At 57.0% G+C, this 13,666-nt stretch carries 10 protein-coding genes; 4 read left to right on the top strand and 6 right to left on the bottom strand.

Features of this window, described 5'->3' with window-relative positions:
* Positions 1–123 precede the first annotated feature (123 nt).
* From HG15A2_RS17245 to HG15A2_RS17255, 3 genes are all read right to left on the bottom strand, one after another.
* Positions 124–1,107, bottom strand: a complete 984-nt coding sequence (locus tag HG15A2_RS17245; RefSeq protein ID WP_246117773.1) for a DNA integrity scanning protein DisA nucleotide-binding domain protein — start codon at positions 1,105–1,107, stop codon at positions 124–126.
* Positions 1,108–1,319: 212 nt separating this feature from the next.
* Positions 1,320–3,053 (bottom strand): hypothetical protein, encoded by a 1,734-nt coding sequence (locus HG15A2_RS17250; protein ID WP_145061713.1) that lies wholly within the window; start codon positions 3,051–3,053, stop codon positions 1,320–1,322.
* Between the two features lie 279 nt (positions 3,054–3,332).
* Positions 3,333–3,989: a HEAT repeat domain-containing protein gene (locus HG15A2_RS17255; protein WP_218932041.1), complete on the bottom strand. Its 657-nt coding sequence runs from the start codon at positions 3,987–3,989 to the stop codon at positions 3,333–3,335.
* 307 nt (positions 3,990–4,296) lie between these two features.
* Between HG15A2_RS17255 and HG15A2_RS17260 the strand changes: the two genes are divergently transcribed.
* The 4 genes from HG15A2_RS17260 to HG15A2_RS17275 all read left to right on the top strand — a co-directional run bounded on the left by HG15A2_RS17260 (position 4,297) and on the right by HG15A2_RS17275 (position 10,739).
* A complete protein-coding gene (locus HG15A2_RS17260; protein ID WP_145061717.1) occupies positions 4,297–5,289 on the top strand; it encodes an aldo/keto reductase in 993 nt (330 codons plus the stop codon).
* Positions 5,290–5,382: 93 nt separating this feature from the next.
* A complete protein-coding gene (locus HG15A2_RS17265; RefSeq protein WP_145061719.1) occupies positions 5,383–6,987 on the top strand; it encodes an ABC transporter permease in 1,605 nt (534 codons plus the stop codon).
* Between the two features lie 90 nt (positions 6,988–7,077).
* A complete protein-coding gene (locus HG15A2_RS17270; protein ID WP_145061721.1) occupies positions 7,078–9,597 on the top strand; it encodes a hypothetical protein in 2,520 nt (839 codons plus the stop codon).
* A 215-nt stretch (positions 9,598–9,812) separates the two neighbouring features.
* On the top strand, positions 9,813–10,739 hold the full coding sequence (locus HG15A2_RS17275; protein WP_145061723.1) for an ABC transporter ATP-binding protein: 927 nt from the start codon (positions 9,813–9,815) through the stop codon (positions 10,737–10,739).
* Between the two features lie 296 nt (positions 10,740–11,035).
* Here the strand turns inward: HG15A2_RS17275 and HG15A2_RS17280 are convergent, their stop codons facing one another.
* The 3 genes from HG15A2_RS17280 to trpA all read right to left on the bottom strand — a co-directional run bounded on the left by HG15A2_RS17280 (position 11,036) and on the right by trpA (position 13,664).
* A complete protein-coding gene (locus tag HG15A2_RS17280; RefSeq protein WP_145061724.1) occupies positions 11,036–11,788 on the bottom strand; it encodes an SDR family NAD(P)-dependent oxidoreductase in 753 nt (250 codons plus the stop codon).
* A 162-nt stretch (positions 11,789–11,950) separates the two neighbouring features.
* Complete coding sequence (locus HG15A2_RS17285; RefSeq protein WP_218932042.1) at positions 11,951–12,529, bottom strand: hypothetical protein; 579 nt, start codon at positions 12,527–12,529, stop codon at positions 11,951–11,953.
* A 334-nt stretch (positions 12,530–12,863) separates the two neighbouring features.
* The gene (gene trpA, locus HG15A2_RS17290; RefSeq protein WP_145061726.1) at positions 12,864–13,664 is read right to left on the bottom strand and encodes a tryptophan synthase subunit alpha; all 801 of its coding nucleotides are present in this window, start codon (positions 13,662–13,664) and stop codon (positions 12,864–12,866) included.
* Between the last annotated feature and the right edge of the window lie 2 nt (positions 13,665–13,666).

Consider the following 13,666-nt stretch of genomic DNA (forward strand, 5'->3'; position numbering starts at 1 on the left):
AAGTCATCGCATGGCTGACGGCGATACGCTCAATGTGCTTGTGGATCGTAAGCCAGTTAAGATCCGGCCAATGCAGTAGCGGCAGAAACTGACTACCGGCAGTGCAACCAATCCCAACCCGACTCATTCGCCGCCGGGTGGATCCAGCTCGAAGTCTTTCCACTTCATCGCGCGGCGGAAGGGTTCGATGCGTAGCATGACTTGGCCGTTTTGGAAGACGCGCACCGTGCCGTTCGACTCGCTGACGGTGATCGCCACCGCGGCGGTGGCTCGACTGATGGCGGCGGCTGCCCAGTGGCGGGTGCCGAGTCCTTTGCTGAGCGTGATGTCTGCCGCCGGGGCAGAGATGTGTTGGGCCGACGCGGTGACGTTGCCTTTGGCTGAGATAACGAAAGCCCCGTCAAGCTGGGCGACCTCTTTGAGCGCTTCTCGCACCTTGGAATCTTCCAGGCGACGTTCGGCAAGCACGTAGCCTTTGACCGGATCGAACCCGAGCGGGTGGCAGTGCTCGAGCACCTTCTTGTGATCGCCCACCACGAACAGCGTCCCTACCGGCTTGCCTTCGCGGCCTTCCCGACCGATTTCCACGGCAAGGTCCACGGCGGTTTTCAACGTATCGAGCGGCACACGCGTTTCCAGCTTACGCAGGTCGCGCACCGTGAGCCGGCCGAGGTGCTCGTCCAGACGCACAACGCTTAGCGAGTCGAGTACTCCCGCCTCAAAACCACTATACAGAGCCACAACCGAGGAACCGGGCGAGAGCAAATCGTCTGCCACGCTTTCCAGCAACGCTTGGGCGAGTTGATCGTAGACGGGGCTGTCTGGCATGTTCAGCGGCACCGTACTGAACTCTGCTTTGGCGGCAGAACCTAGGATGACGGCATCGTCCGACGCAACCAACACGCTCAGGTTCTCAGTTGCTGCGTGAAGTTTTTCCCAGTCGAGTGGCTTTTCCAGAAGGAAGAGCAGGGCGTCTGCCTCTTCGCTTTCGGCTAGGCGCGCGGCCATCTGGCAAAGAACAGTCGTCCGATCAGAGGATTTTCCCGGTGAAGCCATCCTGCCGCCGTCGAAGCCAATGCCGATGAAGCCAAGTGTGGGGCGGGCCAACAACAGGCCAGCCGGCGATGGCTAGCCTCAATGGACCAGCCATCGATTCCGTGGAGCACTCTCCTTGCAATGCAACCACGTGTGCAAGTCGCGAAGTGCGCCTGCGATTGATGCAGTGCACCGCGATAGATGCAATGTAAACCACGCAGGAAGCTAATTCAATGGTAGAGAGGCGACTCTCGACGTGAAGAAGTTGCAAAAGTCTCACACAATCAGCGAGCATTCGAACCGGCACCGCGAGCGACTGACGTGTCGGCAGATTCGTCTGGTTGCCCGTCGTACTTGGAAAAGACCAAGCGGTCGTAAAGCACCAGGGCATGAATCGCGTGGCCGAGCGGGCCCGCTTCCCAATCGCGGCGACGATTGGAGTTCATGATATTTGCCAAGTAATTGACTGCCTTCACCGTGCGCCAGTAGTTCAACTGCTTTTCGTCAGCCGCGTAGAGCAGCCACTCCAAGATATGCCCGGTGGTCTTCAGACGGCGATCGACATCCTCTTCGGCGCCCGGTCCGCGGAACCACTCGGTGCTGAAGCTGCCATCGGAATTCTGCAAGCGGTAGGCGTAGTTTTGGTAGTTCCGAACAAATCGATCGGCCTTGGCATACTCGCCATTGACCGGCTCGCCTCGTTGGCGGCGTTTCTTTACGGCCAATGTCAAGCCCGAGAGGCGATGCGTACCGCCACAAGCAGCACCACGCACCGGCTGGCGCATTTCTTCCTGGATCAGCCGCGGGAAATTCCAATCGTAGCCCTTATCGTTTTGCCAAGTGGCATCCGAGGGAAGATAATGCATGAGGCCGATGAGTTTGAAGGTGAGCTCGGTGCGTGGGTAGCAGGTGAGCTTCTCCACGTCGATCAAGTCTTCAATCGTCAGATCTTTATCCTCGACCTTCATCGGGTAGTTGCTCTTCACACGTGCTTGTGCGAGCAACGCCAGTAATTGCCCCTGATGACCTTGCAATGCGGGACCAACGCGGACGCGCAGATCGCCGTCTTGGTTCAAGTACATGAGCGTGCGTTTGCGGCACGGTTGGTTAAAGCATAGCCAGCCTACCGCAGTAATCGGTTCGCCTTTGGGTCCATTTTGCAGAACACGACTATGCACCTCGTAGGACAGCATCGCGTGCATCAACTCCCACGGCCCACGCGACGCGGTATCGAACGGGCGATTGTAATAGTGCGCGAGTACGCTGCGCACTTTGCTACGCAAGGCGATTTGCTGGCGCGTCAGCGGCTTCAGATCGGTTGGCGTGGTTGCGGTACTGTTGACGTCAAGAGACTTCGTCTTCGGAGGTGATTGTACATGGACAGGACGCGTTGAGCGGCGTGCCGTTGAGATTGCCTTCTTTGGCGAGCTCACCTTGGGCAGGGGCTTTGCAGTAGATTCGTCGAGAAGCGATAGCGCCCGTTCTTCAACCTTCGTCGGCTCTGTCGGACTTCCAAGAACTAGTGGTTTTGCAGAATCTGTTTTGCTTGGTTTTGCTTCGACATGATCCTCCTCGGCCACATCACCATCACCAGACGCTCGAGGCGGCACCCAGTCGAGCCTGGGTTGTTCGAGTTGGAGCTGAGATGAGCTTGTGGTCTTGCTGGCGTCAGTGCCTCGCTTTGCGCCACTAGCTTGCCACCTGCCGCCGGCAACCTGCTTGTTGCTTGCCGACAGTGGCTTGGCAGTCGATGTCTTGACTGGCTTCGCTACCGATTTATTCGTCGAACCCTGACGACGCCACCCGGAAGTTGAGCGCAGGGTGTCCCCCAAGATGGTCGCCATGGCTTCCTGATGGTCGAGGTCCTGCGGCTCGATCCGCGGAGCCATCGTGGAGCGCCCGAATTCGACGCGGTTCTCTGCAAGCGCAGGTACAGCGCAGAACGAGATCAGCAATAGGGCCAATGGCACACGCACTTGGGCGCAACGATAGACATACTTCCGGCGCAGCAGTATCAAAAGAATCCCCCCCAGCTTCTCCAATCAGTTCAACTTTGAATGATTAGGAAGCGATTACTGTCAGCTTGGCGAGCCAGAGTTCTGCCGAATCGGAAGAATGTATCTTTCGCTTGCGACAAGGCGGCCCGTTGAATTGATATCGGGCAACTCGGGCGACAAATTAAGCCTGAGCGGGAACTTTTCGGGAGAGTGTGGAAGTCGTGAAGACTTCAACAATAAAGAGAAAAACCGCATAGTTTTATGCGTATCGTTTTCACGCAGCCTGCAACATTTCAATCTTTAGTAGACACTGCGGTTCTCAGGTTGGGTAGCAATAGAACCCGTGTCCGTGCCAGGCAACTTGCTAGCAGCAAATGCTCGCCAAGCGGCAACGTCGTTGCCAAGATTCTCGTCGCTCACCTGCTGCATCGCTTGTACACCAGCATATTGCATAGCTGGATCGCGATTCTCCAGGGCCAAGGCAATTGCTTGAATCGACTCGGGCGACTTAATCTTGCCGAGAGCGTCTACGGCAGCAAGTTGCACGTCGATCTCTTCTGCCTCAGTGACGAGTGTGCTGAGTGCCTTCACGGCTGCCGGTTTGCCTCGCTCGCCCAGTTTGCGACAGCAAGCGACTCGCACATCGGCGTCGTCGTCCTGCAGTCCTGCTAGCAATACCCGTTCTGCTAGCGGTTGATCGAATTTGGCAATCGTTTCCTGGATCGTGCGCCGCACAATGGGATCCGGCTCAGTTTGAATCTGGGTGGCGAGTTGCTCGCAGTACTCGCATTGTTGCTGGGCATCGCTCTTCTCAGCCCGGGGGCCAACCTCTCGGATGGCCGCCATTCGCATCGCTGGCGTGATTAGCGAAGTCCGCTCCTTCTGGCGAAAAGGCCACGCACTACAGCCGGGTAGCACCAACACGCACCCCATCGCCAAGCTAAACAACGTCAACATAGCCGTAGTTCTCTGCCTGGAAAAAGGCTGCGTTTGCGCAACATTGCTTTCTAGAACGGAGCGACCAGCTTGAGTGGATTGTTTCGGTTGATTCATGTTCAAACGATGCGGCAAGGGTCTTGGAGTGTTTGATTGTGGCGATCTGGTAGCTCGTGAAAGCGAGAGAAGTGCGAGACCTTAGCAAACCGCCACTTGGCGCACCAGACGAACTGTCGCCCCAGCAAGTTTCGTCTATAATTCGCTGGCATCCCTTGTGTATGGCTAGCTGTGCATTGCCAGCACGACTCATTTTCAACTGGATTCGTTCATGCAACACCGACAACTAGGCAATAGTTCATTGAAGTTTTCTGTCATCGGCCTGGGAACTTGGGCAATTGGCGGAAGCAATTGGAAATATGGCTGGGGCCACCAAGACGAGCGTGAGGCGATCGACGGCATCACCCACGCCGTGGAGTGCGGTGTGAACTGGATCGATACCGCCCCGATCTATGGCAGCGGCAACTCGGAAATCTTGGTCGGGCGAGCCCTGAAAGAGATTCCCGTCGAGCAGCGACCCTTTGTCGCCACCAAACATGGCCGCATCATGCAGGAGGACGGCACTCCCCGCGGGGACCTCACTCCAGAGAACGTCCGCCGCGAGTGCGCACTCAGCTTAGAACGCTTGGGAGTGGAACACATTGACCTCTACCAAATTCATTGGCCCGATCCTGACTCAGGAATTGAAGCCGCTTGGGAAACTATGGTCAAGCTCAAAGAAGAGGGCTTGGTGCGAGAGATCGGCGTTAGCAACTGCAATGTGTCGCAGCTTGAGCGACTGCAGAAGATTCACCCGATCGCTTCTTTGCAACCTCATTACAACATGTTCAGTCGGGAGTTCGAGGAACAGCTTCTACCGTATTGCCAAGCGAACAAAATTGGCGTGGTTGCCTATAGCCCCATGTGCAAGGGACTGCTGACTGGCAAATTCACGGCGGAGCGGGCAGCGGCGCTTACTGAGGAAGACCACCGCTCGCGCGATGCCCAGTTCCTAGAGCCTCGCCTGAGCGTTCACCTCGACTTGGTCGAGAAGCTCAAGCCGCTGGCTGCCTCAGCCGGTCACGATGTCGTTCAGCTGGCGATCTGCTGGGTGCTGCGCGACGCAACCGTCACTTCAGCCATCATCGGAACGCGCAAACCGGAGCAAATCCAGCAAACCGCCCAGGCAGGCGATTGGAACTTGGACAGCACCTTGGTCGAGGAAATCGACTCGCTCTTGAAAGTTCACGATACGCAATTGGAAGAGCTAGAAGCGAAGAGCTAGAAGCGAATAATTTAGAGCATCGCCGAGCGTTCCTAGGCCATTTCGAATAGCGGCGTAGTGGGCAACGGCGCTCTCCCGTAGTATCGTGGCAGCATGGGTCCTGCACGTGCTAGTCTTGCGAGTTTGCTTTTGGTGCTCTGCACAGCGCTTTGGCTAACTGCTTCGCCGCGGCTCTCGTTGCTGCTCACCCATACTGCGTGGCTGACGCTTGGCACACTCGCACTCAGTCTCCCCCTGGGGGTACCGTTGGGCGTAGCGATCGGGAAAGTGGAATTCTCCGGACGACGATTGCTAACTTGCCTGCTGATCTCGTTGTTGTTTGTCCCGCTGTACGTTCATGCTGCCAGTTGCCAGGCAGCTTTTGGTTACGGTGGTTGGCTCCAACAGGGTTTCGGTATTGATCCAAGGTGGTTTGTAGGCCTGAGCGCCGCGGTACTAGTGCATGCGACGGCAGCCGTTCCCTGGGTGGCGCTGCTAACAGCCGCCTCGCTCGCGAGTGCCGAGCGGCCGCTTGAGGAGCAGACACTTCTCGACGCCCACAGCAAACAAGTGCTGACGCGCGTCAGCCTGCCACATGCTGGTGGAGGAATCGCTGCCGCTATCCTCTGGATCGCGCTCGTCTGTTCTACGGAAATCGTTGTGACCGATCTCTTCGCAGTGCGCACCTTTGCTGAGGAGATATTCACGCAAGCGAGCTTGGGCGTATTGGGTTCTGATACCGGCGAGTCCACGGACCTTCTCCGCGGCATCACGATCCTGCTCCTGTTCACGTTGGCCTGCTTCGCTTTGCTCGCGCCGTGGGCGATGCGTGTGGCTGCGGTCTCCATGAATCTCGCTCCCTGGCGCTGGCGCCCGAAATACTTTCGCTTGTTCGCGGTGTTGACTTGGAGTCTCGCCCTATCAATCATCGCCTTTCCGCTGGTGAGTCTCGCATGGAAGGCCGGCCTCGTTACCACTGGGGCCCCTCCAGAGATCACCCAAAGCTGGTCGCCGCTGGCTACTTTAACGCTCGTGACGGCCAGCCTGTGGGATTTCAGGCGCGAGATGGGCTGGTCGCTGACGATCGGCTGCTTTGCCTCGCTGGCGAGCGTTGTCGTTGCTGCGCTTGGCTTTTGGTTTGCGCGCCGAAGCCACTGGCTGCTCGTCGGGTTGGCGATCGCTGCGGCGCTGCTGCTTGCGATCCCGGCTCCCATGTGGGGTGTGTGGACGGTCCGCTTGCTCAATCAGCCCGCCGACTCGCTGTTGAGTCCTCTCGCGACGCTTTACGATCACACGCTGGTTGGCTGCGTACTTGTTCAGGCGATTCGCGCCCTTCCAATAGCGCTAGTCGTCGTTGCTACGCAATTGGCCAATATTCCAACAGAGATTCTCGATGCGGCTCGCAGCGACGGGGCAGGGCAGTGGCGGCAGCTAATGCGTGTTGCTCTACCCATGCGTCGCACAGCTTTTATGACAGCGTTACTGGTAGGTCTTGCCGTTGCGATTGGCGAGCTCTCTGCGACTTTTCTTGTACTCCCTCCTGGGGTAACACCGCTCTCGCGACGGCTCTTCGGGTTGTTGCACTATGGGGCGGACGATCAGGTAGCTGCCGTCTCTTTGGCCCTCATGCTGCTCGTCGCCGTTGTGGCGGGGCTGTCACTGGTGATTCTGGGGAAGTGGAACCGTGTAGAGCCCACGATTGAAGATTCAAGCAAGTGATTTGGGGCTTTGCAGCGATGTTCTCTCGTAGGGATTACTGTAAACTGGTTCTATCCCTTTTGATTCCGATCATTCATTCCAACACTGCTTGTGAAAATCCCGCTCCCCATCCTCGCTTTGTTGCTGCTGGCTAGCGTGACTTCCTGTCTGGGATGTGGTGGGGATACGGGTTCGGCTGATCCGCAAACGGCGGACCAGACAAAGGGGGAGGAGGAAGCGGCCGAGAAAAAAAAGAAGGATGACTACGAGGCGCTGCCGCTGGTCCCTACACTTAGCCAACAGATCATACAGGCCGATGACGGCGGTGCGTTGCCACTGGTAAAGCCGGGCCACTGGACGGCCGTGTCGCAACTGTTTCGCGCGAACTACGACGATCTCAACGGCTTTGTGACGTTCGCGCCGATCGAGCGGAAGAAACAGCAGCCCCTCCCGATTCGCTACACCCCCTATGCCATGCAATCGGGCCGCCCGGCGCTGCTGGCGAAGAATCAGCCGAAGCGAATTGAAGGCGAGATCTTCGTTCCCGAGGACTCTCCTACGCTGTCGGCCGTCAGTCGCTTGCAGCGCAGCGAATATGGTGGCGAGCTTATCGAGCGAGCTTACCCGTGGACCAAGATGCCCTCACACCAGTACTTTTTTCTGGTCCTCTCCAAAGAGCCGCAAAAGTACGCCTTTCTTAAAACGACTGATACGGTGCTCGCACCCTGGCAAGATTACAATTTCGGCGAGAACCACGCACTGCACTATCGCGTAGCGCTGGTCGACGGAACCAAGCATGTGTCGTTCCCGGCAAACGTTCTTACTTGCACGAGTCTTGCCTACGTGCTGTGGGACGATGTGAATCTGGATCGCATGCAACCCGATCAACAGCGCGCCTTAGTCGATTGGATCCACTGGGGCGGTAGACTGATCGTCAACGGACCCAATTCACTGGACACCTTACGAGGCAGCTTTCTCGACAAGTATCTCCCGGCCGAAGCGGGCGCGAGCACCACGCTAAGGGCTTCCGACCTGCAGACGCTTTCCAGTTACTGGGGACAGCGAACCAAGGGAAAGTCCGCACCGCCAATCACGCCCACAAGTCCCTTCTCAGCAATCAGTCTGAAGCTGCGTCCGTCTGCGAGATACATGCCCAACACGGGCAGATTGTTCGCTGAGAAAACGGTCGGCCTGGGCAGTGTCGTGTGCTCTTCGCTGCAATTGGATGAGCGTGACTTCATCAATTGGCCCGGTTACGATGGGTTCCTCAACGGGGCGCTGCTCGCAAGGCCGGCACGTGTGTTCGATCTCGAACCGAGTGTCGGTTCCGATTTGCGTTCGACCTGGGCAAACTACGGCGAGCGCCGGCTCGATGCCTATTTCACAACCGGCATGCGATGGTTTGCTCGCGACATGGGTACCCAAGCTGGCGTTACCATGGAGGATCAGCCTGACCAATCTGGGGGTTGGTCGAACTATCCGCCAGGCAGTCCCGAGCGAATGAAAAGTGTGGCCGAACGTCCCGGCGGCTTAGGGAGTTGGAACGACTTTAGCCCGGTGTCTTCTGCAGCTCGCGAATCGCTTAGGGTCGCCGCCGGCGTGCGTGTGCCGGGCTCAGGGTTCGTTGTCGCGTGTTTGGCTGTGTATCTATTTGTGCTCGTGCCGCTGAACTGGATGGTGTTCCACGCGTTGGGTCGAGTCGAGTGGGCCTGGATCGCCGCACCCGTGATCGCAGTAGCTGGCGCTCTAGTCATTGTGCAGCAGGCAAATCTGGATATCGGTTTCGTGCGTGCCCAAACAGAGATCGGTTTCTTGGAGCTGCACAACGACTACCCACGTGCTCACTTGAGCCGTTACAGTGCGTTATACGCATCTCTTTCGACCACCTACGATGTGGAGTTCGACGATCTGAGTGCAGTATCGAAGCCTTTTCCAGACAACGACAGTTACGAACTTCCCTACGGCAATTCGCGCGAACTGCTATCGTTTGAGAAGCTCGACAAGACTCGGCTGAAAGGGCTGGCGATTACTTCTAGTTCCACGAAGTTTGTCCATAGCGAGGAAATGCTCACACTCGGAGAAGGAATCAAATTTTCGACATCTTCGAGTGGTGCTTCTAAACAAATCATCAATCGATTGGGAGTCGATCTTAATGACGCAGCGGTCGTGTGGCGTCACAAAGATAGGACTACAGGTAAGTTTCGATTCGATGCCTGTTGGTTGGGACAGCTTCGCAACGGCGAGAATCGTGCGATCCCCTGGGCATCGTTGCCCGGCGGTACGGTTGCATCCGGCGGTAAGTCGCTTCCCTTTGCTGAGGAGCGCAAGTCCGTCGCGGAATTCAAGCAAGAACGCTTGGACATTGACGATTTGCTAAAGCTGGCATTCCAGTTTCCCGTGGCAGACGACCCTCGCTATACAGATCGCGAGCAATATCGCCTCGTCGCGCGATTGGACGAGACGCTCCCTGGAGCACGCGTCGAGCCCAAACCGTCCCAATCAGTCGGCGCAACCGTGGTTCTCGCTCACTTACAGTTGGCTCCGCCAGCAGTCAGCAAACCCGACGTGAATAGCCCCAGCGATGTTGCGCCGGATAGGCGAAGCAACAATGTGTTGAGTCCATTGGAATGAACTGCGTACAACCAACAATAGTACCCTTGTTCCCACGCTCCTGCGTGGGAACACACTACCGAGCCGCTCCGCGGCGCTGTCCCTTCACCAGGCTCCTTGCACTCTGCCTAGCCCCTGACGCGGGAGCGTCATTGCCTTGCGTTCCCACGTTGGAGCGTGGGAACGAGGGAACACGAGTTGGCGGCCTGAACTAATTCTCACCAATCACACCTCCTATGATTGACATTCGGAACTTCGGCAAGCAGTACGGCGACTTCACAGCCGTAGCGAATCTAAATTTGCAGATTCCTGCGGGCGAGATGTTTGGCTTTATTGGTCCAAACGGTGCCGGCAAGAGCACCACGATTCGCTTTCTCGCAACACTGCTCAAAGCAACGCACGGCGAGGCCACGATCAATGGGCATAGCGTTACCAGTGATCCAATTGGCGTGCGGCGCAGCGTTGGGTACATGCCGGATAACTTTGGTGTGTACGATGGCATGAAAGTTTGGGAGTTTCTCGACTTCTTTGCCGTGGCCTACCAAGTGCCGCGCAATCGTCGCAAGGCGGTGCTGTCCGACGTACTGGAGTTGCTTGATCTTACACACAAACGCGACGACTACGTCAACGGACTTTCACGCGGCATGAAGCAGCGGCTTTGCCTCGCGAAAACCCTGGTACACGATCCACCCGTGTTGATTCTCGACGAACCCGCCAGCGGGCTCGATCCGCGAGCAAGGCTGGAGGTAAAGGCGCTGCTCAAAGAGTTACGCAGTATGGGCAAGACAATTCTTATTTCGAGTCACATCCTCACCGAGCTTGCCGATTGCTGTACGAGCATCGGGATTATCGAACGAGGACAACTGCTCCTGCACGGACCGATCGATCAAGTCTATCGGAAACTCCAGAAGCAACGCATACTGGACATTCGGTTTACCGGCGACCCGGCTGCCGGCTTGAGTCTCATTCGTAGCGATCCGAATGTACACCAAGTCCACGAGAATTCACGTAGCTGTACCATCGAATACGCAGGCAAAGACGCCGACGTCCAACGCCTGCTCCGCACTCTCACGAAGGCCGACTGCGGGCTGATCTCCTTCGCAGACAAAGAGCCAACGCTGGAGGATGTATTCATGCTGGTGACGAAGGGGTTGGTGACGTAGCTCTGGCCACGGAGCATATCGTCGATGCACAACTCGATAATTCGGGTAGCAGCGACACTTTCTCCAGGCTAGGCACAGCCACTTTCGCAAGCGCACAAGGGAGAAGTGTCGGTGTGCGCAGCACCAGAGGCTTTCAGCGGCATCAACGAATTCAACAGCCTCTCGCCGCAAGCGGCCGCGACACTTGTCCGAGCGATCCGTTTGAAGAGGCAGCCCCACTAGGGGACGAAGTGTCGCGGCTACCCAAATCAACGACATCACTCTTTCGTAAGTGACATGCCTGAGGCCAGAGGCGACTACTCGTGCTCGTTCCCCGCCACGCTCCGCCCGCCGTCAATCGGCAGACAAGTGCCGGTAACGAACTTATTCTCAGTAAAGAATTTCACAGCATGGGCAACCGTTTCGGGGCAGTCGGCCGTTTTCACTAGCGTGGCATCGATACGACTTTGCTTCTCCTTATCCGTCGCGTCGGGTGGAAACATCACTGGCCCGGGGTGAATGCAATTCACACGGACTTGGGGATTACGCGCGGCCATTTCTACGGCGAGCATTCTCGTAAGCGTTGGGATCGAACCCTTAGCGATAAAGTAAGCGGCGTGATCCACATAAGGCCGATCGATTGACCAGTCACCCAAGGTGACAATCGAGCCCCCCTCCGGCTGATTGCACATTTCCAATCCGGCACGGCGAGCACACAAGAAAGTGCCGAGGGTATTCACCTCGTAGCTCTTGATGAGGTCTTCGGAGGTGGTTTTCTCGAACGGGATCGTACGCCAAATCGAAGCAGTAGTCACAGCGACATCTAGACGACCAAAGTGCTGCATGGCCCGATCGAACATACCGTCGACATCGCTTTCACTAGCCACATCGGCTTGCAATGCAATCGCCTCGGTGCCTAGCTCTCTAAACTCAGCGACGGACTGCTCCGCCTCTTCGCCTGACGAGTGGTAGTGCAACACGAGCGAGTAGCCCGCCTTTGCGAGAGCTTTGGCGATAACGTAGCCAACACGTTTGCGGCCACTACCAGTGATGAGTGCGACTTTCTTCATGGGTAATCGATGGAGCTAGTCGTTGAAAAAGCCAAGTAGCCGCCGAGCACGCCTTAGCTGAAATACTTTGGAAACCCCAAACCCAGGGTGGCACTAACTGATGAGTTGAAACTTATGACCGGCTATGAGGTCGTTCGAATGACTTTTTTCAGGTCTAACGCATCAGCCCAGCAACAACGGCAACTCTTCGTCTCCGCTGCGATTGTCCCATTGGCGGCGGACTTCCCCCAGGCCGTACACGCAGAGCTCGAAGCTGTCGCTTAAGCGGGTGAGTACATCGTCAGGGGCAGACTCTTCGGCGGCAGGCAGGGTGCTGGCAAGGTAATAGTTGCGTTTACCCTGCCGCTGGTAGTCAAGCAGGCTGTCCTTGGTGCCAGTGCGACGGTTACTTTCGGCGATTTCAGGAAACACGCCCGACCAGAATAGCGTGAAGTCGCCGATGTGGCGATGCGCGATGCGCCGTGCGGTACCCTGACGAGCGTTCGCCTCGGCCAGCATGTCCGCCACTTGGCACAGGCGTTTTCCTTGGGGAGAACGGAGCGAGTAGATTGAGTCGCTTGCTACAAAACGAACCAGTAGTGCCGTGAGATAGTCAATTAACGGCGGATCGGGCACTCCGAGACGGGTGGCGAACACATACTCGGTCGCCCCAGCAAAAAAGCGACGTAACAAATCGCTACGTCGCTTGAAAAATTCATCGTCGCTGTCGCCGCTAGGCGAGTTCGAAGGGTTCCCGGTCATGGTGATGCCTCCTCAGATTCTGATGGTCGCGATCCCTGTTTCGTCTGCCGTACGCTATCGCTAGCAGTCTTCTCTATTAATTCTAGTTGCGCCCGAGAGTAGGTCAAATCCAGTTTCTTCTGGATCGAGCCTGCGCATCGGCGTAATTCACTTATCGGCGATCGAATTGGGGGTTCTTGAGCCGAGAAGACAATTGCTGAGCCAAGAGTTTGGGCAGGCCCGCATCAGAAGTACTTCAGTTATCAAGTTGACGTTTTCAGACCTGCTATCTCGACGGCTTATGCCTGACGACTCAGGGTAGCTGGGGGTCGCGGGATTGTCAGCGACTGCTAGCTCAATCGAGAGCAGCGATCAGCGATGCAACGTATTCGCCTATGTCTGCGAGAACTTTCTCTCTGGGCAACTCGCCAGCTTGCGCGACACGGCGCACGATTGCTGACCCCACAATGAGACCGTCAGCCGCGGGGGCGAGTAGCTTCACGTGCTCAGGCTTGCTGATGCCAAACCCGATGCAGATGGGGAGCTTGGTTTGCTCGCGCAGCCAGCTCACATTGTCAGCCAATTCAGGCGGCAGTTCGGTGCGTTCGCCTGTGATCCCCGCGATGGAAACGTAATACACAAAGCCCGTCGATGTTTCGCAAATGCGGAGCGCTCGATCGCGGGGTGTTGTGGGTGTAACGAGTTGAATGAGACTCAGGTCTCGTTGGGCGCATATTTTCGAGAGCGTTGCTGCTTCTTCGACGGGCAGGTCCGGCACGATGAGGCCGGCTAAGCCGCGATTCTGTGCTTCGTCGCAATAAGCTTCCAGACCCTTTCGATAGATAATCGCGTAGCTAACCATCGAAACGACAGGGGCAGAAAGCTGCGGCGTTACCCTGCCGAGCATGCTCATAATCTGTTCGAGCTTGATCTTGTTGCCCAACGCGCGTGTGTAGGAAGCCTGAATGACCGGACCGTCGGCAATGGGGTCGCTATAGGGAATGCCTAGCTCGCACATCGCGGCGCCACGGGCTGCCAACTCCTGGAGAACGGCAGCGGTAAAATCCAAGTCCGGATCGCCCGCGGTCACGAAGGGCATGAGCGCCTTGCGTTTCTCCTGGCGAAGCTTCTGGAAGAGGTCGTCGATTGCTGACATGA

The organism is Adhaeretor mobilis, assembly GCF_007741515.1.
Lineage (GTDB): Bacteria > Planctomycetota > Planctomycetia > Pirellulales > Lacipirellulaceae > Adhaeretor > Adhaeretor mobilis.